The 20,226-nt window shown below is 59.2% G+C and carries 26 protein-coding genes and 1 pseudogene; 16 read left to right on the forward strand and 11 right to left on the reverse strand.

The features are described from left to right. Positions 1-74: 74 nt before the first annotated feature. The 3 genes from YY7_RS0127285 to YY7_RS63515 all read right to left on the reverse strand — a co-directional run bounded on the left by YY7_RS0127285 (position 75) and on the right by YY7_RS63515 (position 1,669). Positions 75-281: a hypothetical protein gene (locus YY7_RS0127285; protein ID WP_035691046.1), complete on the reverse strand. Its 207-nt coding sequence runs from the start codon at positions 279-281 to the stop codon at positions 75-77. A 495-nt stretch (positions 282-776) separates the two neighbouring features. After that, positions 777-1,088 carry a helix-turn-helix transcriptional regulator gene (locus YY7_RS56845; RefSeq protein ID WP_051396960.1) on the reverse strand — a complete coding sequence of 104 codons (312 nt, stop codon included), beginning with the start codon at positions 1,086-1,088 and terminating at the stop codon, positions 777-779. A 440-nt stretch (positions 1,089-1,528) separates the two neighbouring features. Then, the gene (locus YY7_RS63515) at positions 1,529-1,669 is read right to left on the reverse strand and encodes a hypothetical protein (protein ID WP_245287443.1); all 141 of its coding nucleotides are present in this window, start codon (positions 1,667-1,669) and stop codon (positions 1,529-1,531) included. Between YY7_RS63515 and YY7_RS63520 the strand changes: the two genes are divergently transcribed. The 6 genes from YY7_RS63520 (at position 1,616) to YY7_RS62060 (ending at position 6,276) form a co-directional block, all read left to right on the forward strand. After that, a complete protein-coding gene (locus tag YY7_RS63520; RefSeq protein WP_245287442.1) occupies positions 1,616-1,756 on the forward strand; it encodes a hypothetical protein in 141 nt (46 codons plus the stop codon). The two genes, YY7_RS63515 and YY7_RS63520, sit on opposite strands and share 54 nt — an antisense overlap. A gap of 57 nt (positions 1,757-1,813) precedes the next feature. Further along, entirely contained in the window at positions 1,814-4,309 is a 2,496-nt protein-coding gene (locus YY7_RS56850) for a virulence-associated E family protein (RefSeq protein ID WP_051396961.1), read from the forward strand. A gap of 576 nt (positions 4,310-4,885) precedes the next feature. Next, positions 4,886-5,452 (forward strand): DUF1441 family protein, encoded by a 567-nt coding sequence (locus tag YY7_RS0127310; protein ID WP_028165980.1) that lies wholly within the window; start codon positions 4,886-4,888, stop codon positions 5,450-5,452. Continuing rightward, positions 5,415-5,597, forward strand: coding sequence for a hypothetical protein (locus tag YY7_RS60725; RefSeq protein WP_155255348.1), 183 nt, complete (start codon positions 5,415-5,417; stop codon positions 5,595-5,597). The genes YY7_RS0127310 and YY7_RS60725 overlap by 38 nt, the downstream gene beginning before the upstream one ends. Before the next feature lie 12 nt (positions 5,598-5,609). Beyond that, complete coding sequence (locus YY7_RS0127320; protein WP_028165981.1) at positions 5,610-6,011, forward strand: hypothetical protein; 402 nt, start codon at positions 5,610-5,612, stop codon at positions 6,009-6,011. Positions 6,012-6,042: 31 nt separating this feature from the next. Beyond that, positions 6,043-6,276 (forward strand): hypothetical protein, encoded by a 234-nt coding sequence (locus YY7_RS62060; protein WP_196237342.1) that lies wholly within the window; start codon positions 6,043-6,045, stop codon positions 6,274-6,276. Here YY7_RS62060 and YY7_RS0127330 read toward each other — a convergent pair whose 3' ends face one another. Next, complete coding sequence (locus YY7_RS0127330) at positions 6,277-6,537, reverse strand: hypothetical protein (RefSeq protein WP_028165983.1); 261 nt, start codon at positions 6,535-6,537, stop codon at positions 6,277-6,279. A gap of 173 nt (positions 6,538-6,710) precedes the next feature. Then, the gene (locus tag YY7_RS0127335) at positions 6,711-6,932 is read right to left on the reverse strand and encodes a hypothetical protein (RefSeq protein WP_028165984.1); all 222 of its coding nucleotides are present in this window, start codon (positions 6,930-6,932) and stop codon (positions 6,711-6,713) included. Positions 6,933-7,151: 219 nt separating this feature from the next. Between YY7_RS0127335 and YY7_RS0127340 the strand changes: the two genes are divergently transcribed. The 7 genes from YY7_RS0127340 to YY7_RS0127375 all read left to right on the forward strand — a co-directional run bounded on the left by YY7_RS0127340 (position 7,152) and on the right by YY7_RS0127375 (position 12,961). Further along, positions 7,152-7,496, forward strand: a complete 345-nt coding sequence (locus YY7_RS0127340; protein WP_028165985.1) for a hypothetical protein — start codon at positions 7,152-7,154, stop codon at positions 7,494-7,496. Positions 7,497-7,773: 277 nt separating this feature from the next. After that, on the forward strand, positions 7,774-8,106 hold the full coding sequence (locus YY7_RS0127345; RefSeq protein WP_035691049.1) for a hypothetical protein: 333 nt from the start codon (positions 7,774-7,776) through the stop codon (positions 8,104-8,106). Then, entirely contained in the window at positions 8,103-9,068 is a 966-nt protein-coding gene (locus YY7_RS0127350) for a hypothetical protein (RefSeq protein WP_028165987.1), read from the forward strand. The genes YY7_RS0127345 and YY7_RS0127350 overlap by 4 nt, the downstream gene beginning before the upstream one ends. A gap of 201 nt (positions 9,069-9,269) precedes the next feature. Beyond that, on the forward strand, positions 9,270-10,064 hold the full coding sequence (locus YY7_RS0127360) for a hypothetical protein (protein WP_028165989.1): 795 nt from the start codon (positions 9,270-9,272) through the stop codon (positions 10,062-10,064). A gap of 210 nt (positions 10,065-10,274) precedes the next feature. Further along, positions 10,275-11,273: a DUF4268 domain-containing protein gene (locus YY7_RS0127365; protein ID WP_245287439.1), complete on the forward strand. Its 999-nt coding sequence runs from the start codon at positions 10,275-10,277 to the stop codon at positions 11,271-11,273. Between the two features lie 81 nt (positions 11,274-11,354). Next, positions 11,355-11,945 carry a hypothetical protein gene (locus YY7_RS0127370; RefSeq protein WP_028165991.1) on the forward strand — a complete coding sequence of 197 codons (591 nt, stop codon included), beginning with the start codon at positions 11,355-11,357 and terminating at the stop codon, positions 11,943-11,945. Continuing rightward, positions 11,936-12,961 (forward strand): restriction endonuclease, encoded by a 1,026-nt coding sequence (locus YY7_RS0127375; RefSeq protein WP_245287440.1) that lies wholly within the window; start codon positions 11,936-11,938, stop codon positions 12,959-12,961. The genes YY7_RS0127370 and YY7_RS0127375 overlap by 10 nt, the downstream gene beginning before the upstream one ends. An 18-nt stretch (positions 12,962-12,979) precedes the next feature. On the opposite strand, the pseudogene YY7_RS53070 reads toward YY7_RS0127375, so the two are convergent. From YY7_RS53070 to YY7_RS0127395, 4 genes and pseudogenes are all read right to left on the reverse strand, one after another. Beyond that, a pseudogene (locus YY7_RS53070) lies at positions 12,980-13,641 on the reverse strand (SOS response-associated peptidase). A gap of 44 nt (positions 13,642-13,685) precedes the next feature. Further along, positions 13,686-14,828: a YaaC family protein gene (locus YY7_RS0127385; protein ID WP_196237343.1), complete on the reverse strand. Its 1,143-nt coding sequence runs from the start codon at positions 14,826-14,828 to the stop codon at positions 13,686-13,688. Positions 14,829-15,002: 174 nt separating this feature from the next. Further along, positions 15,003-15,140 carry a hypothetical protein gene (locus tag YY7_RS60730; RefSeq protein WP_155255349.1) on the reverse strand — a complete coding sequence of 46 codons (138 nt, stop codon included), beginning with the start codon at positions 15,138-15,140 and terminating at the stop codon, positions 15,003-15,005. A gap of 165 nt (positions 15,141-15,305) precedes the next feature. Further along, positions 15,306-15,506, reverse strand: coding sequence for a hypothetical protein (locus tag YY7_RS0127395; protein WP_155255350.1), 201 nt, complete (start codon positions 15,504-15,506; stop codon positions 15,306-15,308). A gap of 327 nt (positions 15,507-15,833) precedes the next feature. On the opposite strand from YY7_RS0127395, the gene YY7_RS62065 reads away from it, so the two are divergent. Both YY7_RS62065 and YY7_RS0127405 read left to right on the forward strand, forming a co-directional pair. After that, positions 15,834-15,998 (forward strand): hypothetical protein, encoded by a 165-nt coding sequence (locus tag YY7_RS62065; protein ID WP_196237344.1) that lies wholly within the window; start codon positions 15,834-15,836, stop codon positions 15,996-15,998. Beyond that, the gene (locus tag YY7_RS0127405; RefSeq protein WP_028165996.1) at positions 15,995-16,549 is read left to right on the forward strand and encodes a hypothetical protein; all 555 of its coding nucleotides are present in this window, start codon (positions 15,995-15,997) and stop codon (positions 16,547-16,549) included. The genes YY7_RS62065 and YY7_RS0127405 overlap by 4 nt, the downstream gene beginning before the upstream one ends. Positions 16,550-16,642: 93 nt before the next feature. Here YY7_RS0127405 and YY7_RS62070 read toward each other — a convergent pair whose 3' ends face one another. Then, positions 16,643-16,822, reverse strand: a complete 180-nt coding sequence (locus YY7_RS62070) for a hypothetical protein (RefSeq protein WP_196237345.1) — start codon at positions 16,820-16,822, stop codon at positions 16,643-16,645. Between the two features lie 2,168 nt (positions 16,823-18,990). Between YY7_RS62070 and YY7_RS0127415 the strand changes: the two genes are divergently transcribed. Then, positions 18,991-19,359 (forward strand): YciI family protein, encoded by a 369-nt coding sequence (locus tag YY7_RS0127415; protein WP_028165997.1) that lies wholly within the window; start codon positions 18,991-18,993, stop codon positions 19,357-19,359. Between the two features lie 67 nt (positions 19,360-19,426). On the opposite strand, the gene YY7_RS0127420 is transcribed toward YY7_RS0127415, so the two are convergent. Beyond that, positions 19,427-20,203 carry a DUF3313 domain-containing protein gene (locus YY7_RS0127420; protein ID WP_051396963.1) on the reverse strand — a complete coding sequence of 259 codons (777 nt, stop codon included), beginning with the start codon at positions 20,201-20,203 and terminating at the stop codon, positions 19,427-19,429. Positions 20,204-20,226 lie beyond the last annotated feature (23 nt).

The raw sequence follows: 20,226 nt of genomic DNA on the forward strand, positions 1-20,226 counted from the left end.
TTTTCTTTTGAAACACGCTGAAACGCGCCATTTGCCCGCTGGTGCGTTAAGGCGGCAGGGAGACAGCTCTCCCGTCACGTTTTTCCGTCAAGGACTTCGGTTAGCACGGACCTGTTTGGTTGTATCTCGCCATCCAACCATTCTTGCTCCTTGGCTAACGCCAGCCAAGCCTCTTCCATGCGTTTAAAGCGCTTATACGCCGCTTTATCTTTCGCCCGCTCCGCCATCTCGGCGCAGTTCTGCGCGTTATCCCTAAATACATCGGACTGCTTCGGTTTCATTATCGCACCTATCAACAGACGAAAAAAATGGCCCCCGGCTAGGGGCCATTTTCCGTTAGTCGTCCCAGTAGTGGTGACGCCTGATGATTACGTCACGGTCGTCATAGCGATGATACCATCCGCGATGCCAGCCACGGTCATGCCCATAGAACCCAGCACGGGGTCCGTAATAATCACGGTCGCGATAGTAGTCTCGGTCGCTGCCGATCCGAACACTAAAACCCTGAGCGCTTGCGACTGTAGGGGCCGCAACAGCGATGGTTGCTAACGCGGCGAGAACGTAAGAAAGCCTTCTCATGGTTCGTCTCCTCTCGTTAGTTACGACTGACAAGAAAAACGAACGGTTGGCCGTGGAGTTTCGGGAACTGTGTCGGAACTTTTTTGAATGGATGTTCAGCAACATTGCGCAACCAGCCGCCAACTGCGGCCTTACTCGTTTGCAGGACGTCCCGATAATTCAATCGGAGCGCGCCCCGACGTGCTGCGGCGGCGCCCTCAGGATTTCGAGCGGCGGAGATGGTTGCGGCGGCCCCGGCCCCGGCCATTGATTTCGTTCTGCCACGTCACGATCTCGTCCTCGAACCAAATCCGGCGGTTCGCACTGATGTAAGTTGATCTCGGAAACTTGCCTGCTTTCTCCAGCCTGTAAATCGAGGTGCGGCTCAGCGGAACGATGTGCAGGAGCTGTTTCTCGCTGAGCATGCGCCGAGGCCCGGACTTATCCGCGCCGCCGCCGCCCGCGCCGGCCGCCGCTGCGCCGGCCGCCGCTGCACCGTCGTCCGCTCCGGCTTCCACTCCTTCGATCATCGTGAGCCCCTAATCATGCGTCTCGGCGGCTTCCACCGCTATTCAAAAACTCGGAAATGCCCGAGCGCATAGACAGCGCCGTCGCGCAATCATCGCAAATGCAATCGGTGCCCGAGCCCGCAACTGGCGTTCTAGCGCCACCCGCTCGTGATGATGGTGTTTGTGCTTCACCCTGAAGTATCAAGCAACGCCCTGCGTCGCGCAATCCACTTATCGAACAGAAAATGGCGCGGACCGCTATCTCCGTTCGATAACTCGCACGATTGCGGAACCTAGTTATCGAACGGAAAGGTGGCAGTTATCGAACGGCAATTCGCTCCGCCCTTGTGCAAGAGCGACCAACTACGTCTATTAAATACGGCACTCGTCGAGACGGGTGCACGACGTTCCGTCGTGCCAATCTGAACAGGAGCACGACATTGACACGCACCAAATTCTTGTCATTCGCCGATCTTGGCAAGCGAGGCATTCCTACTGGGCGCCGCCAGCTCGATCGCCTCGAAGCCGCTGGCAAATTTCCCCGCCGCGTGCAGATCAGCCCGGGTCGCGTCGGCTGGGTTGCGGAGGAAATCGACGCCCATGTTGCGACCGCCATCGCGCGCCGTCCTGCCCGCATCGGCTCGAATGCTGAAGCCGCTGCCGCCCGCACGATGGGTCGGGCCGCGTAGTCCCAATGGAAAAGGGGCTCGCCCGCCACGGCTCGCCCCTCTCAAGGAATTTATCAAATGCTTGACACTGATAGCAGCGCCACTGAGGCGATGCAAGCGGATGCCGCGCAGGGTCATGGCGCGGATGCGCCCTCGCTGGAACAGGCCATCGACTTCCTGATGCTGCTGCGGCCTGACGGGCCGTGGCAGTTGTCCGCGATCAATCCGAACGTCAATAACGACATCAAAACCGTCACCGCGACTACTCCCGATCAGGCGCGTGGGTTCATCAATCGCTACGACGGCAACCACAATCTCTACTACGCACCCAATCCGGTCCGGGTCAAAGACAAGAAGGCATCGAAGACCGAAGTCAGCGCGATTGAATTTCTGCCCGGCGATCTCGACCCGGATGAGGGTGAGGCGCCCGAGGACGCGAAAGCCCGCTTTCTCGCGGCACTGACATCTTTCGAGCCCTCGCCCATGTTTGTGGTCGATAGCGGCAACGGCGTGCAGGCGCTGTGGCGTCTTAGCGAGCCGATGCCGCTGCCCGATGCGGTCATGGTCACCGATACGGATGGCAAGACCAAACCGGCTCTCTCGCCGGAAGCGCAAGCCATCGTTGATGATGTCGAAGCCCGTGCTAAGGCGGCGATGGAGAAGCTGGGCAGCGTTGCCGGGACGCAGAACATCGACCGCATCCTGCGCCTGCCCGGTACCGTCAACCTGCCGACCAAGGCGAAGGTCAAGAAGGGCCGCAAGGCGTGTCAGTCGAGCCTGCTCGCCTATAACGAACTTGCGGCGTGCAGGCTGGACGAGTTCCCGACGCCCTCATCAGTTGACACGCGGGCCGACAGCTCCGGCGGCACCACTGGCTGCGCGGGTACTGGCAACCCGGACAGTGTCGCTGGCTCAGCCAACGCCAGCATCGATTGGACCGCTGTGCAGCAGCACATCGGCTGGCTGAAGAGCGCCGATAATCTGCCTTCTGATTTCAGTGTGAGGGCCAGGTTGATCGTCAGGCATTCTGGCAATCTCAAGGACCTCAATTTCGATCTGCAACAGGCCGGTGTACCGAACAAGCCGTACCGGAGCTGGAGCGAGGTGACGTTCGCGCTCGCGGCGATCTTCAAATCCGACGGCCGCTATAGCAACGAGCAAATCGCAGCGGCCTTACTGGCCGATCTGGAATGCAATCAGCACATCGCCAATCAGGCGGACAAGCGGCGCGCTATCGAACGCGCGATCTTGCGGTCATACGCGGAGCCATCGTCCAGCATGGCGCGCAGACCCGGCGCGCCGAACTGGCGGGAACAGCGGCAGGACGGCTCGCCGGCGCCGAGCATGCACAATGCGCGCCTGGCGATTACCGCGCTCGGCGTCGAGTGCAGCTACGACACCTTCCACAACAAGCTGCTGTTTGGCTTCAAAGACGACGGCGTGCGGCACGCCGTCGAACACATTGTCGGCGAAGTGAGCGACAATGGCATCATCGCGTTGCGGCAGTTGATGTCCGACACATTTGGGTTCGACTTGACCGACAAGCACACCCGCGACGCCGTGATCTCGCTCGCGCTGGAGCATTGCTTCGATCCCGTTGTCGATATGCTCGCCGCAGCCGAAGCGGGCTGGGACGGCACGGAGCGGCTAGACGGCATGGCAGTGGATTACTTCAACTGCGAGGACACCAAGCTCAACAGGGCCTTCTTGCGCAAGACCATGCTCGCCGCTGTGGCGAGAGCGCGCACTCCCGGCATCAAGTTTGACCAGATCATTGTGCTGGAGAGCGCGGAAGGCTTCAACAAGTCCACGGCGTGGCGCGTGCTCGCTGGCGACGAGAACTTCTCCGATGAGAGCATCATCGGCAAGAGCAGCCGGGAGGTGCAGGAACAGCTTGCCGAAATCTGGATACACGAGAATGCCGATCTCGCCGGGATGAAGAAGGCTGAGGTCGAGACGGTCAAGGCATACGCAAGCAGGATGACCGATATCGCGCGGCCGGCGTACGCCCACTTCATCAAGAAGCAGAAGCGGCATTCGATCGAGGTCGGCACGACGAACAGTGACAGGTATCTGCAATCGCAAACCGGCAATCGCCGGTTCTGGCCGCTGCGGGTTCTGAAGGCTATCGACATTGAGAAGCTGCGGCGCGACCGGCTGCAGTTGTGGGGCGAGGCCGCACACTATCACAGCAAGGGCGAGAGCCTTGTGCTGGACGAAGCACTGTGGGCTGAGGCCGGCGTCGAGCAGGAGTACCGGCGCGTCAACGATCCGTGGGAAGACATCCTCCGCGACATGAAGGAGATGACCACCTACCGCTACTACCAGGATGGCGCGTGGCACGAGGGCACGCGGACCATCATCCACCATGAGGACAAGGAGGAACGGGTGTCGTCGGAGGAACTGCTAACTGTCCTTCTCAACATCGCGCCGGGCAACCAGCGGACTGAGCATACGATGCGGCTGGCAACCGTGATGAAGCGTCTTGGCTGGCAGCGCCACAACAACGGGTACGTGACCATCCTTGGCAAGCGGATGAAGGGATACTTCCGGGCGAAGGAGGCTGGCAAATGACCGGCCGTGCCGTAGCTGCGCTGGGCGGCGCCCACCACGGCCCATGGGGCGCAGCTGGTTGCTCGGTTCCAGCTATGCTTTTTTGCTGGTTGGTGAGCGACCTGAGCGACATTGAGCGACCTGAGCGGCCGTTTCCCAATAGTCTGCAGGAGCGGGTGACCAGCGCTGCCGGAGCCGCTAGAGCCCACGCCCGGGCGTGGGCTACCAGTTCTGGAGAGGATGGAGAGAAGTTCACTAAACTGGTCGCTCAGGTCGCTCAGGTCGCTCTACTCCCTCTCCTCCAGGGGTTTTTGAATGTTGGCAGGTCGCCCAATTTTCGGGGCGGTCGCTCAGGTCGCTCGCTTGCCCTGCGTGCGCCCAGTGGGCGCGGTCGCTCACCTGGTGGGTCGGAGCTGCGCATGCGGTGCGGGCCGGTAACAGGGCTCACCAACAAATGAAGAGAAGGAATGCGCTTATACAACTCAAGCGGGTCCCAGTTGCCGGAGAGCCATTGCCGGTCGCGCCCCCGCCCGGGGTATCCCCAGCCCCAACACGTTCCATAGGCCCGCATCTGTTTTTTTGCTGAAAGATACAACAGTGCACGAATTCACGATCAATAAGGCCGCCGAAATGTTGGAGCGCGATAGAGCCAGCGTTGCCCGCGCGCTTCGTAAGGTGGCACCCGATGCCGGTACGCCGAAGCGACCGCTCTATCGGTTGGCGACCGTGGTCAAGGCGCTAATGGAGCGCGAGGCTAAGCCCGATGGCCGGCGCGGCAATGGCGATGTCGCCCGGCTTGCTGCCGCGCGCACTGAGTTGGCCCGCGAGCAAGCGGAAACGGCACGATTGAAGAACGAGGCCACTCGCGGCCGTCTCGTGCCAAAGGACATGGTGATCCGCTCCGGGACGATCGTCTTTGCGGCATTCCGCGAGCGCTGCCTAGCGATACCGGGCAAGGTCGCGGCATCCTGCGAAATGCGCTCGCGCGGCGAGGTCGAAGAGATCGTGCGCGACGAGGTCTATGAGGCGCTGGAGGTGCTGAGCCAGTCGATCATCCCTCCTGATGGCGCCACTTGGCCGGACCAACGCGACGCGGTGCCCGGCGACAGCAAACAGGAGAGCGACAATGAAGGTGAAGCGCGTGACGAAACGGTTGGCGACTGAGCTGCTGGAGGGCCACGGATTTCGCATCCACCCCAGTGGGCGGATCGAAATCCTCTCCAAGCGCGAGGCCGAGAAGATCGTCGCGGACGTCATCAACGAGGCACTCGCTCACGGCTTTGGCGGTCGGCCGCCGGCGAGGCATTGACCGGGGATTGCAATGACCGACGAACAGAAAGCCCTCGCCGCCGAGCTTGACCAGCTTGCAGACCGCGCGGGCCAGCTTGCAGATGGGGTTCGGCAGCTCGGCCGGACCGGCGACCTGATCGACGACATCGCCGCTGGCGGGCTCCTGACCGCTCCTCAGGCGGCAACCATTTGTGAGGTCTCTGATCAAACCATTCTTCGCTGGCTTGCGGATGCCGCCCGGCGGGGCCGGCCGCTTGGTTTAAAGCGCGCAACGTGGTTGATCGGGAAGACGCGGCTGCTCGACTATGTCGAGCGGCATCAAGGGGGGCTGCCGGCGCGTGTAAAGGTGGAGAACCGACTCAAGGAATATTGGTCAATCTGGTCGCGAGCGCCGGAATTGCGCCCGGGCATGAACGAGCGTGCCGCCGGCTGACCTTTCCGAAGTTCGGCTCGCGCATCAAGCCATGGAGGGCGAAGCGGTCCTCGTCTTTCAAATCGGCGTCGGCGAGCAGCGCCTCGTCGCGCCGTTCGAACAAGGTCAGATCGGACCAGACCTGTTTCGCGCCGCCTGCGACATGGGGCTGGAGGGCATGGTCTCCAAGCACCGTCACCGCGCTTACCGCATTGGTCGATGTGAGCACTGGATCAAGAACAACAAAGCTCACCCGGCTTTTGCGCGCGTGAAGGATCGCTTCTGATCACGACAGCCGCGCGATCTTCTGGTCGGCGACGAAGACCGGCACGTCTGGTGTGGACTCCCATTCCACGAAATAGCCGACGATGTCTCGACCATCGAGGATCGAGCCGATGACAACTCCCTTGCTGCCGACCGGGTTCTTGTCGCCTTTCTCGGAGAGCACCTTGACGATCGGCGTGCCGTTCGCAATGGCGCTTTCGGCCTGATCGGTCGTGTAGTGAGCAACGCCGAACGGCGTCTGCTTGGTTAGGAATCCCTTCATTTGTATCGGTCCGTTTTGTGATCAGCGTTTCTTGCGCCCGTTCGGAAATTGTCTGGATGCGCTCCATGCAATCGGCGTGACTCTAAACCATCGTATACCTCGACGATGTTGCGTGAGCGATCGACCCTGAAGCTGACGGTGATGATCATCGAAATCATTCCCAATCGGAATGGTCAGGCGTCCTCGCGGACCTCCTTCCAAACTGCCTTCAACTCGGCGGTGATCTTCTCGATCATGGCGATGCCGTCCTCGGTCGTGGCCGCCATGCGTTGGATGTTCTCGATGATGTGCGAGCTGCAGAGGCTGATAATCGAGTCCCGCTCGCCATCATCGCTGGCGTGGTTATCCGTCACGTTGAGCAGCTCGTTGATCGCATCCAGCGTATCGTTCATCATTGTTCTTCTCCCTCGTTGACGAAAGTCGCCTCACTGGCGGTTCGTGGTGTTGATCGACAAACAATCCATGCGATCTGCCGCAGGACGAAACATTCCATCACGGAATAGTTTTTATTCGTGCCATCTCCCTCGCCGGTGGCACCTCGAAAGCGTATATGGAGCAGGATGCAAACACCCGAGTTCAAAGCACGCCAAGAGGCTTCCGCGATTGTCTCTCAGATGCTGCTGCTCATCGTCCGCTTGTTGCTTGAGGGTTACGACAGGAACGGCGAGCACATCGGGGCCGTCTGGCCCGAGTTGATGATCGGGATGACCATTCGACTCAACGACGATCGAGGCCACCCGCCCATCTCCCAGCTCGCTATCGTCAGAGCGACAGGCATGCCGCGCGGAAGTGTGCAACGCTGGTTGGATATCTTGGTGGAGCAGCGCGTCGTCCAGAAGAGCGGCCCTGGCTACATCTGCGACGAAAGCCACCTGCAGGAGCGGCTCCACTCGCGCCACTTCAAGCGCGTTGTCCGCGCGATCCGCGCCGCCGCACGTCTGTTGAAAGACTACGAGTGATGACTGTTCCCATGCACGCATGCTGACAATGATCCACCAAATCGATTGACCCGATTTGTTGAACGCATTGATGCAAACTGCAAGTTGCCCATTTTGAGCAGTGGGAGAATGGCCGCATGAAAAAAATGCCAGTGCCCATTTTGGGCAGGTGACCAACTGCCATTATCCACACGCACTGCAACCGCAAGGCGACCCACGCGAGTTGGCTATTGCCAAACCGTCCCCTTGATGCATTTTGTGCCACGGGACAGGACCCACAAGCAAAAAGAAGAAACCAATGCCACGTCGCGCAGATGTCGCGGTCGGCGTCAGCCAACTGATGGTAGACCTCCCACTACGGGTTTATGACCACGAGCGCTATAAGCAGGAGTACTTCAGCGCCGCGCTGGAGCAGATGTTTGTCGCCTTGGTGATCTTCAGTGCTGCGGAAGGCGCCGGCGCTAATGAGTTCGGAAAAATAGGTCATCGGCTGCGCCGCAATAACTCCGCTGCCCTCGCTCAAAAATTCCCGAAAATGTGGAGCGCACCACAAGAGACCGCCCTGAACGTGGAGCGCGCCACGCGGCCGCCCTACGCAATCACATTGCGCCGGCGTAGACTGACTTCATGAAAAATCCATTTCGAAAAAATCCGACGCACCAACTTGAGACCACCATCGCTTCGCTCACGAAGCGCGGTGATCAGCTCACCAGCAAACGCGTCACGGCGCAGGAGACGCTCGACACGGCAATCGCCGGCAGCCTGCAGGCGCACCTGCAGGGCGACCTCGATGATCAGCGCGCTCTCGATCAGCTGCAGGCCGCGGTTGACTCGGCAACGTCGGCCCTGGCGCGCATCGACGAAGCGATCAGCGTTTTGGCACAACAGAAGGCGGAAGCCGAGCGCCAGCTCACCGCCGAACGCGCGTGCATCGAGCGTGCAGCAGCGGCCGACAAACTCGGCAAGCAGATCGCTGCCATCGAGGCGGCGCTGCCGAAATACCTTGAGGAGTCGCGCGCCTTTGCCGATGCTCTGTCGGACGTCGGTCACTTTCATTTCGAGTCCGGCCAGATGGCGGGCTTTGTCCAGAACACAATGGGGCAGATCGAGATTGCCGCCAACTTCACTCTGGCAGAGTTGAAGACCATGCCGGACGCGGTCCGCGATGGCCGGCAGACGATCCCGCGCGAAGAGCCGGAGCACGAGCCGGTCGCCCCGATCGAGCCCGTGCCTGAAACTCGGCGCTTGTTCGCACTGCGAGCGATCACGTGGCGCGATCACGAAGGTCGGCAGCGCTATGCCCAACAGTACACGGACGCCGACCTGACGCCCGGGGCTGCACAGCGCGGCTTGCGGATCGGCGCTGTCGTGCCGCTCGACGATCATCGGCGTAAGCGGCTTCACGGCGCGCGCGGCGGTCAGCACGTCAATCCGAACGCGATCGATCTGCTTGATCTCGACAAGGAGGCGGCGACTTGCCTGCCGAACATCCCGCCGGCCATCGCCAGCGATCCGGTCGCATCTGCCGACTTCCGCATCATTGATCGGAGCGCCGAGACGCGCACGCTCACGATCGAGGTGCCGCGCCTATGACCAGGAATGCCACACCGCCGGGCTGGGAGCCCCACAGGATCATACATCGTATCGATGGTTGGGTGATCGACCCCCAACATGAATACCGCGTCCCGGCCGCCGTGGCCGAGATGATCGCCCCCGGTATGCCGCAGCCCGGTGACCGCGCCGTCGCCGCTATCCGCGCGCGCATGCTCGCGCGCCACAGGAAGGTACTTGGTAATGTCTAAAGGAAAGCCGGCGGATGAATGCAACGCGCAGCCTGCAGTCTTTATCGCCGGGACGGAGGCCGCTGCCGACGCCGGAATGGGCAACACCGACCACGGCAGCGGCCTCGATGTGGAGATCGATGAGTACGACGAACTCCTCACCGCGCTCGGCCGTTCGTACGACGACGATGTGCGGATCGCGACCCATGAAGCGGGTCATGCGGTCTGCGCGCGTCTGCTCGGCCATCCGTTGGGCGGAGCGACCGCCGACCCCGGCGTCGGTTATGAGGGGCGCGTGTGGGGCGTGCACCACATGGAAGCGTTTGCGAGCGGTCGCGGCGACGCTTCGAACGTCCGCGAAGCTCTTGCTCCGGTTATGCCGCAGGCTGGCGAGGATCGCACCTCTGTCGCCGACGTCTTCGGGAATGTCTATTCTCAGTGCATCGAGCTGATGGCCGGTCGAGCTGCCGAACGCATGCTGCTGGACGGAGAGCCTGTGGCGCCCACTGACGATCTTCGGCAGGCGCGTGAGCTGGCGATGCTCATCTGTACTAGCGACGAGGCAATCGAGAGCTTCGTCGCGCACTGTGATGTTGCCGCCCACGACTTGCTGCTGCCTCATGGGGATGTCGTGATCGTCGTGTCCACCGTGTTGCGCATAAAGCGAACACTAGACGGGGTCGAGATCGACAAGATCATCTCAGACCTGCAGGCTCGCAAAGCCTTGGCCGTTGAACGTGCGCGCCGTAAGCGGTGGCAGCGGGTCGTTGAGAACGCGACCAGCTTCACGCCCGAAGGTTGCGTATAAGCCATTTTACTAACTTCCTCGCGCCACGCCCTTCGTATATAGCCCGGTCAATTTACAGCACTGGTGCGGGGCGGAATGTTCAGAATTAATAAGGAAGTAAATTCAATCGAACCACTCACGTCTCAAACTTTCGCCGAACTCGGGTTTCGAGAGAGACAACACCTACAGGAATGGATCGCAAAATCCCCATCGTGCCTTGGTGAAGACCTGTTGATAATCCAGAAGGAATTCGGGGGGTTTTCGGACACGCAAGAGCGCCTAGATCTTCTCGCGCTTGACAAGCAGGGCTCGCTCGTTCTGATCGAAAATAAGCTGGATGATACAGGACGTGACGTAACATGGCAGGCGCTGAAATATGCATCCTACTGCTCCAGCCTCTCGAAGGAAAATATAAGGACCATTTTTCAAGATTATCTTGATCGTAACAGTCCGGGTGAGGATGCGAGAAGCGCGCTCGTCGAATTTCTCGATGCCGAGGACTACGATCAGGTCACCCTGAATAAAGGATCGACTCAGCGCATAATTCTGATCGCTGCAAACTTCCGCAAGGAGGTCACATCCACAATCCTGTGGTTACTAAATTTCAAGATGCGTATCCAGTGTTTCCGGCTCACGCCGTGGTCATCCGGCCCTGACACCTTTCTCAACGTGGATCAGATCATCCCGACCAAGGACGTCGAGGAATATATGATCGGACTTGCCTCAAAATCCTTAGACGAGGTAGAGGCCGCCGCAACAGAGAAGAACCGAAATAGTGTGAGGCGCCAGTTCTGGGGCGAACTGCTGAAAGCTGCAGGATCGAAGGTTCCTCGTTTCGCGAATATCTCTCCCAATCACTTCCACTATGTTTCTGCTGGCTCAGGACTGCGTGGTGTACCTTTCAATTTCGTGGCGACTAGGTCCTATGGTCGGGTCGAGCTCTATATTGATCGCGGCGACAAAGACGAGAACAAGCTGATTTTCGATGAGCTATATACACAAAGGGCGTCTATCGAGACTGCTTTCGGCGGGCCACTTACTTGGGAAAGACTGGAGGAGAAGAGGGCGTCTCGGCTTAAATCTGAGATGCCGGGCGACAGTTTCGACGAGGACCAACGTCCAGCCCTCATATCCTTCATGGTCGACGCGATGGGACGGTTTGAGGCCAGTCTGAAGGAGCCGTTGGCGGAAATCCAACGGAAGCTCCGCGCGAAGTCGCAAGAAGAGTAGAAATTGATAACTAGGTCTGATGTCCAACGTGTCAATGACCGAGATCCGAGCTGTCCCCTTTGACTGGCCGAAGGACTTGCAATGAAGCCGTTTCTTATACTAGCCGTGTTAGTCTCTGGTCTCACTACTGCTTACGCAGACGACGGTACCGCTCCCAGCCGGATTAACAGTATCACCAAGTCTGCGCGGGATATGATGCCCGCGCTGCCCTCAATGCCGTCCGTCTCGATGCCCTCGATGCCGGATTTATCGCTGGCTGATTTTTCGGACACGACCGGCAAGCTCATGACCGAGTTCAATACTTTCACGCAGCAAGTCGGCGATGCACTGCCGATCCTCGAACAGATGGGTTACGAGGTCATAACTTTCAAAGTGACGTGGGGCCTTCCGCCGAAAGCTAGGTTGCGGTTGAGGTCGAATGGTAATGCGGACATCCAGAAGGTGAACGCCATCGCTGCAAAGGCCACAAGCGGCGGAGTGCTGATCTCTGCGCTCATCACGAGCGCAGCAACAGCGAAACGCATTCAAAGCACCATGAAGCTCGGCACAGCATACCTCGATGTAGACTTCGCCGTGCCGCCTCGGGTCAATATGAAATTCGCCAGCCTAAAGGCGACCGAGAAAGATGAATTGGCTCGCGATACTGACGACTTGGAGATCAGTTGCAAATAGCAAATGCAAGCTCAGCCATGCCTGATGGGGGGACCGTGTTCGACAGGGTAAGTGACGGTATTAAGAAGTGGCTGATTGGTCTTTTCGCCTCGGCTATCAAACATACGTCCCGGTCGGAAGATCGGGTTGTTGCTATACGATGGCTCGGCCAGTCGCGCGATGTGGTCGCGAGCGACATCGGCTCTATTGAAAAGCTAAAGCAGTTGAATGCCCTCATTAACTCTCGCACGGCGATCGTGGCAATCGCGAACAGTGTCTCCGAAGCGGTTTCGAACTACCGCAAATCGAACCTTCCTTGGTCCATGAAGATAGCGCTACCTGCAACGCTCGCCGCTATTCCATTAGTCGGCGGCCATGCTGCCGGGATCGCGGCCTTTGGCGGAGCCCTTGGGGTTCCGGTACTTTTGCTGATTTTTCTCGGCGCCGCTGGCATCACTTCTATCATTGAAGCTGTCGTGACCAGCCCTGAGGCCCAAACACACATTGCCGAAATTATCGACGTAATTGTCGAAGATGAACGGTTGCGTCGCACCAGCGCGCAAATGAAGGCTGCGATGAAAGAACAGCCGATGGACCCGACCCGTTTCGCAATGCCGGTGGAGGAAATCGCGCTACGGCAACATTTGCTCGACATGGACCCGTTCAATTTCGAACGACACAGCATGAGTTTTTTTCAAAGAGCCGGATTTGAAGCGTGGGCCACACGAAAATCGAACGATTTCGGGGTCGATGGTTTTGCCAGCCATCCTGACGGCTTGATTATCGTGCAATGTAAGCGAAACTCGACGGAAAACAAAGTGGGCCGTCCAATCATTCAACAATTCAAGGGCGTCGCCGAAGAGCAAGATGCGCACCGTGGCTTCATTATTACTACTTCCAGCTTCACCGAGGACGCCATCCGGTCAGTCGCGCTGACAAACCGGATAGTACTTATCGCGATGGATGATCTGGTGCGTTGGCACACAGAGCCGCCATCATTCGATTTCGGCGCGCCTGTGAGTGACGCACCAGCGTAATCGACATCGGCCCCCATATCATGCCGCCGCCTGATCTTCCTTGTCTGCACCCCGCATTACAATCTTGAGCGCGTCATCCGGCAATGGCCGCTGCAGCGCCTTGGCCTCATCCCAAGGCGCGCACATCCAGACATCACGTTCTTCGTCGGTGGTCAGGATCACGGGCATGGCCTTGGGATGGATCGGAGCGACCACCGCGTTCGGTGCCGCCGTCAGAAAACCGTAGACCTGATGCGGCCCCGGCACCGGCTTCGACTTCGTGCCGCGATCACCATTGAACGTCGTCCAGATGCCCGCGAAGGCGAATAGCGGCCGATCATCGTTCAGCGCGAACCACACCACGTCTTTTTCTTGGTCTCTGGGTTCGGCTCCGGCGCGTACTCGGCGAAGCTGTTGGCTGGGACCAAGCATCGGTTCTCAGGCTTGAGCCATCCGCGCCAATGCGGCGACGACGTGTTGCGGATGTTCGTGACCGGCGGGCCGCCGGTGCGCGGTGGTGGCGGCATGCCCCAGCGCATCAACACCATCTCGCTTCCGGCGTCCGAGTTTCGGACAACCGGCGCTGGACAGTCGGGAAACACGCCCGGCATCGGTGCGAGGTTGCCGACATACCGATTAACGACGCGGAAGAGTGCGGCGATGGCCGCTTGGTTGGTGGTGATCGAATATAGGTTGCACATCTCAGATGCTAGGAACTCCCGGACATGGGTACATTCCCGAACTGTCAAACGCGCAAGTCATGTGAATTTGCCCAATCGATTGCTTTTTCTACTAGCTTAGGAAACTCCAAAAGCACGATTTCAAGGAATTTCTCAATGAGTGAAAGCGCTCGATCGTCGGTCGGCCGACCCTCAAGTGCCGAATGAGAAAGCGCATGTTGCCAAATCTGCGGCCGATAGCGGACTAGAGAGCTGAGAATGAATGCTGCGCAAAAGTGCAACGCAAATTCGGACAATAGAACTCCGTTCAGCGGCTCTATAGCTTTGACATGGTCTACAATTATTCCGCCCGCGAGCGCGGGTAAAAGCGCCGCGAAGGAACGCGCGTTCGGCATTGTTTTGCGATACGGTCCAAAGCTATCGTTCCGCAAAACTAAATACTCTGGAGAGAACTCTCCCTCAGCCGGCTTTTCGTAGTTGTTAAACGTCAGATAAGACTGATCCCAAGCTCGACTACCCTGCGTAAAGCACCAATCATCAAGAAACGGAAATTTTGCGCGCCACGTTTGAACCAGAAGACGTAGCTCCTCTCGATCCGAGAACGTTGATGGGACATAGAGCCGCAGGTGGCTCACTTGGCCCTGATACTCAAGCTCGATAGGCCAGCAGGCTGGAAGCTCTCCGAACGTGCGCTGATATGCAGTTTCCAAGCCAGGAATGCGCGCAAGGACATCCTTCAGTGTGCAACGGCTGTCGGTGAGTGATGCACTCAGGTCGAATGGCTTAGGTACTTGCTGAAAAGAGCCGCGTTCGTCGTAATAAAACAACCGCCCGAGAGCCGCCACTGTGTCATTAAATTCAGCAAATAGCCCATTGCCTCGAAACTGAAGCGTCATGTCCTCAATTTTGGCATTATGCTCGCTGATCTCACTCAAGCCATGCGATTGCGCAAGTGTAGCGATCGAGCTGCGGCCTTGTCGCGCCAAGATTATCGCTTTCGCGAACCCAACTATCCCGTAATAGAGTTGAAGCGGTTTGACTTGGAGGGGCGCAATTGAAGCAATCTCAAAAAAAATGCGGCCTTGCTGCAAACATGCAGCGATGCCACGGGCCGCCGTTGTTGAAGGCGTTCGCCCAGTGGACTGACGCACTATGGACTTGAGGTTTTCAGTGCTCTCCAGAAATCGAATTTTCGACCAATCGTACAAAGCTATTCCCCTTTACTGCCTAGCTGAGCATCGGAAATATAACTCGGATCGAAGTCGGCAAGTGCGTCGGTCGGATTGATGGGGGCGCCCCACACCGCACGACGCAGTTGCTCATCAAGGTCCCAAAAGGCTTGCAGGGCAGAGGTGTTCGAGAAGTGTGACCAGAGCTTAGGTTCAAGCACGAAAGCCGAGCATGCGCTTATTCCACGCCTCGACGGCGAGCCGGTCGGCTGCCTTGCGTGCTTCCGTCGCCCGCTCTGCCGCCGCCCGGACCGATCCGCCGTAAATCGTCTCGCGTGACTTGGTGCCCATGCGGGAGAGGATCGCCGGGCCGCGCGATACAGGCAAGCCGCTACAGATTGCGGTGGACAACTGGCCGGGCACAACTGGAAGACGCCGACGGCACGGTAGTTTGAGCGGCGCTTTTCTTGCCGCGCCCCTTCCTCAGGTCGCGCCGCGTTCATGTTCAGCACGCGGCTATTCAGGCTTTGGCTTTTGTGATGCGGCTTTCTTCCGGACCTTGGCGAGGTACTTCTCCTTGTCGAAACCGAGCCGGAATTTCTTCTTGGGTTTTGTCTTGGGTTTCGCTTTCGGCTGATCCGGGGCAAACCAGCTCTTGTCGCGGGCTGTAACGAGCGTTCCGCCGCCCAAGAACGTTCCAACTCGCTTTCTGGTCATCAGAACGCTCTCCCCATCTCGCTGTCGATCGGGCGCAAAGATGCGCCGGGCCGCGATCGAGAGGCAAGCCGCCACAGATTGTGGCAGCCTGCCGTCCGCCACAAGCGGAGGCGACGCGGCATCCCCTGTCTTTCAGCCTCTGAAACAGTACCAGACCCTTACGGACGACCGGCCGAAGGCACCGGCCTTTCAGCCGGGCCAACCCTACGGCCACGGCTCCGGCCCGCAAATCATACGGGATAATGAATTTTCCAAGCAAAAACAATGTTTTACTGCACGCGCCAGTGGTGGCTGAACGGTCGGACCACCAACCGACAGGAGCAACCCGTGCAGACCCCGAAGCCCTTCGCCATCCTCCGGCCCGGCCAGAACCCGACGCCGCTTTTCGTCATCCACGCCTATTCGATCGAACAGGCCCGCACGGTCGCCGCCGCGATGGTCGCGGGCGAGACCATCGTCCTCCCAGTCACCCGCGACGGAGCAGGTCGATGATCCCCGACACCAAGAACGGCCTCAATGCCATGACCTGTCTTTCCGCGCTACAGAAGGCGATCAGGCGCGGCATGGAGCGCGAGGCCATGGAGTTCGCGTGCGAACTGCTCCACAGCTCCAAAGCCTTCCACTCGATGGTTTGCAATAGGCTCGAAGTCATCTGCCATGAAGACCTCGACACGCTGGCAGCGCCGCACGTCTTTCCGTTCGTCGCCGCATCGCTCGCGGCATCGAGGGAGCGGTACGGCAAATCGATCGGTGAAGCCCGGCTGATGATCGGCAATGCGATACGCATGATGTGCCGGTCGCCGAAGTCCCGCGCAGGCTGCCACTTCGCAGCGGCGATCGGGCTGCGCTCGCAGCTCGAAGGCTTCGCGCCGACCATCCCCGACTGGGCCAACGATCAGCACACACTGGCAGGCCGCAAGCTGGGCCGTGGTCTCGACCACTTCCGCAAAGAGGGCGCGCGGCTGGCACCGGAGCCAACAGCACCGGACCCGTACATCGAGGAAGCCTACCGGCTGTGGGCGCTCAAGCAGCAGAGCAAGTAATCACGCGCTGACCGAAGCCCGCTGCGACTGCGGCAGCAGCGGCATGCGCCGCACGCGAGCCATTGCGCTGACGATAATGGCCTGCTTTGGCAGCTAGCGTATTGGTGTAACCAATGCCGCCACCCGCCTCTGGAAGCCACTGATCTGTATGAATGCTTCCCGCCGCTCTGATCCTTCAGGCAGCCGTTGCGCGGCTTCCCATAAGTTCACTAGCAACTGCGCCATATCGATCAATTCATTAAATTCCGGCATTCCAACGGTGCGTTGGCTCAATGTTGCGTCCTCTTGGTAGGAACGGACCAATGTAAGGAGGATCGCGGCTTGATGGCGCGCGGTCAGTAAGGGAAGAGAGTAAAGTGCAACTCGCCTTATCGATGCAATTGCCGCGCGGAACTACTGGCGCAGCAAAAGGTGCTCTTCTCCACGCAGGTCGCTTAGCATCGATCTTCGCCTCTTGCCATGTCGAATAGGAGGATCAGCCAGCATCTGGGGCATTCCGGATGTCATGAAGCTGTCATGCGCGGGCTGGCGGATTGTGTACGAGATGGTACAGAATTTACCGCGATATGAGAAATTGCAAATATCTTCATACCGCGCCGTCGCGCGGCCCCCGCGGCTTCGGCACCCTCTAAAGGACCCTGACGACCGATTGCGGACCTGCTAACTGAAGCGTATGGCGCACGCCCACTTCCGCAAGGCGTATGCCGTCACTGCCTGCGCATTACGTCGAGCACCGAGCACGTCTTCAGAGACATCTGCTCTACTTGCATTGTAGGTCAGCCGCAGCATCCATTCTTCGACGGGTCGTTGTAGCTTGGAATGTCATGGTAGTGCATCAATGGCTGAGGCCCTGCGTAGGCCCGCGCTGGAAGGCTGATGTACCGTGGCACTGTGCGGACGTGGTGATGCTCCGTGGCGAAGGCCATCGGGGTTGTCGCCAACACCGACAGAAAAGTTGCCGCGGCGAAAACTGAAAGACGAGACATTTGGACACTCCTTTATTTGCGTTGAGCAACGATTGCGGAGTGAACTTAAGTGGAACTTAAGGGCTTGAGATCAGCCCCTGAATGCCAGACAGTCTTATTTACCGTCTGGCATCCGTTTTTATTCCCGCTGTAGGAGACTGCCGATTACGCCGATCGCAGCGCGAATTCGGGTGGAGCTTGGTCACTCGGCTTACGTCGGCCTAGCCCCCAACAGCGGCGAGAGAGCGGACAATCCGGGACCGCCACTTTGGGCCATGACCGGAAGTGACTTGCCTATTCCATCAAGACCCGAGCGTCGGACATCCGCGACGAAAGGCGTTTGGAACACCGCTCACAGTGAATGCTGGTTAGTTAACTTGTACGATCGGATTAAATGAAAGAGGCCGCCAACTGAGGCGAGGCGGCCTTACTTTGCTTCTTCTCTTAGAAGTACTGCGAGCCTATCAAGCTGGCTTGCGAGACCTTTCAGGCTCCGCGCAATGTTATTCAGCAGAGTGCTGCGTTCCTCGGAAACACCGGCTTGTCGTGCGAGGGATTTATACTCCGCTGCGCAGGTTTCGCACTGTGCGGCAGTTAGCATGAGTGCTCCTCCTCCCACAAGGTAGTACCTCAAACGAGGTAATGACCAAGCTATTCCAACTTGGGACATTGGGCCACTGCCAAAATCAAATTAGGCCAAACCCGACTAGCTCTAGGGAACAGATTGGTAACTTAGAACCCTCCTGAACTCGGCAGATGACGACCGGACGCCTGTTGACGGTCACGAGCCGTAATACTCGCGGACAGCAAATCAGGTCCGCTCTGCCTTTAGATGCAGACGCGGCTCGACGCGAGGCGAGCATACGAAGGCCGTGCAGCGCCCCGGGAGCGCAGGGCACAGGACACCGGGCCAGCCCGCGCCAGCACATACTGTGAAACTAGGGCCTATCGGGGCCCGGCGGGTTTCCGGCGGGCCCCTCGCTTCCAGCAAAGGATCGAGAAATGCCTTTATTTTCTGGCGCTTCCGCCGTTTTCAACAGGCCGAAAAAGTGGCTAGACATCAAGTCGTGTGGTCCTGGCGCCCCGACGCTGGCGCTAAGTTTTTTTGCGCGAAGAAGTTCGTGCGAGAGATGACGGTGGCAAAAGAGCCCGGTCACCGGGGAGAGCACGAAGTAAGCCGTAAACCATCGCGCAGGGAAAGCCGGAATGCTTCGGTTGAACCTGTGGTCCTACCCCCGTGCTTTTTGCTGCACGGGACCCATGGGTGCAACCGGCACCCGGCTTTCCCTGCGCCCTCTATTCGATGAGAGGGTGGAAAGTGACACAAAGCTCGGACGCAACGCGTCGCGAGAATGCGAACTCATATCCTCTCTCAACCGTCAAAAAAATCGCGAGACGATGTCGACCTACGAAGATCCCGTTCGTCGTTCCGATGCCAAGCCGATGAGGCCGGCTCGAACAACAAGGAGACAGGCGATGCGTGTGATGGTGCTCGTGAAGGCTACCGAAGACAGCGAAAAGGGCTTTGTCCGCACGCCCGAGACGACTGAGATGCTCGAGGCGATGGGCAGATTCAATGATGAGCTGCGTAAGGCCGGCATCATGCTCGCCGCCGACGGCCTCAAACCGTCCTCGCAGGGTAAGCGTATTGCGTTCGATGGTCCCAGCCGGACGGTCGTCGACGGGCCTTTCGCCGCAACCCGCGAGCTGGTAGCCGGCTTCTGGCTCTGGGAAGTCAAGGACATGGACGAGGCGGTCGCCTGGGTAAAGCGTTGCCCCAATCCCATGCCCGGACCGAGCGAGATCGAAATCCGGCCGCTATACGAGATGGCTGATTTGCAATGAGCGAGCGAAGGGCGGATTGCGCCGCAGTTCGAAGAGCGGAGGCGGAGAGTGACCGCAGGGACGACATCTACGGCCTTCCGGAGTCGCGGGCGACTTGCGGAGTCTTGTCGGTCCACTCCGGCGGGGCGCCGATCTTGCCGGCGAGAAGTCCCGCCAGACCGGGCGCGCGGCCAAAATTGTCGCATGTCGCATATTTCGGTTCGCCGCCCAGCCACGACTGCACGCGCTGACCGGAGGGCAGCGAGATATCCAGGGCTCCCGGCTCCTTGCCGGTCGCGAGCATCCGCGAGAACTCGTTGCCGAACTTGGTTGCCAAGCCATAGGCGTCGCCGACTTCGGAAACGCGAGGGTTGTCCATGATCGAATTCGCACCGCGGGCCCATACCATCGCAGCGCGCTGCACGCCGCTCCGGTCGATGGCTTCGGCCTCGACGGCAAGGCCGCCCAGGCCAATGGGAAGACGCGGAACGCTGACCGGCAAGGCTGCGCCGGTGCCCAAGGTCACCGCTGTCGACACGCCGGCTGCGGCCTTGTCGGTCGGCAATACGTCGGTGACGACAGTTCGAACGGTCAGGTCGGCATGTTCACGTGACGAGACGATTTGAAACTTGTCGCTCAACGCGACACAAACCTCGCGATCAAGTGCGTTTGCGACCAGCGCGCGATCCTGCGCCGCCTTCACCTGCGCCAACGCGCCATGGGCAAACGTCGTCGGAACGATGCGTACGGTTTTCACCGACGCCATTGCGTTGGCGTCGACGTAATTTCTCGACTTCGAGAGCATGCCCTTCTGCTCTCCCAGATTGTTGTAGGTTGCCAGCGTGCCCGCCGTTTTCTGAGGCATGGAAGCGCATCCGGCAACCGTCA

Source organism: Bradyrhizobium elkanii WSM2783 (assembly GCF_000472865.1).
In the GTDB taxonomy this organism is placed as follows: Bacteria; Pseudomonadota; Alphaproteobacteria; order Rhizobiales; family Xanthobacteraceae; genus Bradyrhizobium; species Bradyrhizobium elkanii_A.

Coding starts and splice junctions, on each gene's coding strand:
- YY7_RS0127285 (WP_035691046.1), bottom strand. CDS start 281: ATGAAACCGAAGCAGTCCGATGTATTTAGGGATAACGCGCAGAACTGC.
- YY7_RS56845 (WP_051396960.1), bottom strand. CDS start 1,088: ATGATCGAAGGAGTGGAAGCCGGAGCGGACGACGGTGCAGCGGCGGCC.
- YY7_RS63515 (WP_245287443.1), bottom strand. CDS start 1,669: ATGGGCGTCGATTTCCTCCGCAACCCAGCCGACGCGACCCGGGCTGAT.
- YY7_RS56850 (WP_051396961.1), top strand. CDS start 1,814: ATGCTTGACACTGATAGCAGCGCCACTGAGGCGATGCAAGCGGATGCC.
- YY7_RS60725 (WP_155255348.1), top strand. CDS start 5,415: ATGAAGGTGAAGCGCGTGACGAAACGGTTGGCGACTGAGCTGCTGGAG.
- YY7_RS0127320 (WP_028165981.1), top strand. CDS start 5,610: ATGACCGACGAACAGAAAGCCCTCGCCGCCGAGCTTGACCAGCTTGCA.
- YY7_RS62060 (WP_196237342.1), top strand. CDS start 6,043: ATGGAGGGCGAAGCGGTCCTCGTCTTTCAAATCGGCGTCGGCGAGCAG.
- YY7_RS0127330 (WP_028165983.1), bottom strand. CDS start 6,537: ATGAAGGGATTCCTAACCAAGCAGACGCCGTTCGGCGTTGCTCACTAC.
- YY7_RS0127335 (WP_028165984.1), bottom strand. CDS start 6,932: ATGATGAACGATACGCTGGATGCGATCAACGAGCTGCTCAACGTGACG.
- YY7_RS0127340 (WP_028165985.1), top strand. CDS start 7,152: ATGCTGCTGCTCATCGTCCGCTTGTTGCTTGAGGGTTACGACAGGAAC.
- YY7_RS0127345 (WP_035691049.1), top strand. CDS start 7,774: ATGCCACGTCGCGCAGATGTCGCGGTCGGCGTCAGCCAACTGATGGTA.
- YY7_RS0127350 (WP_028165987.1), top strand. CDS start 8,103: ATGAAAAATCCATTTCGAAAAAATCCGACGCACCAACTTGAGACCACC.
- YY7_RS0127360 (WP_028165989.1), top strand. CDS start 9,270: ATGTCTAAAGGAAAGCCGGCGGATGAATGCAACGCGCAGCCTGCAGTC.
- YY7_RS0127370 (WP_028165991.1), top strand. CDS start 11,355: ATGAAGCCGTTTCTTATACTAGCCGTGTTAGTCTCTGGTCTCACTACT.
- YY7_RS60730 (WP_155255349.1), bottom strand. CDS start 15,140: ATGGGCACCAAGTCACGCGAGACGATTTACGGCGGATCGGTCCGGGCG.
- YY7_RS0127395 (WP_155255350.1), bottom strand. CDS start 15,506: ATGACCAGAAAGCGAGTTGGAACGTTCTTGGGCGGCGGAACGCTCGTT.
- YY7_RS0127405 (WP_028165996.1), top strand. CDS start 15,995: ATGATCCCCGACACCAAGAACGGCCTCAATGCCATGACCTGTCTTTCC.
- YY7_RS0127415 (WP_028165997.1), top strand. CDS start 18,991: ATGCGTGTGATGGTGCTCGTGAAGGCTACCGAAGACAGCGAAAAGGGC.
- YY7_RS0127420 (WP_051396963.1), bottom strand. CDS start 20,203: ATGCCTCAGAAAACGGCGGGCACGCTGGCAACCTACAACAATCTGGGA.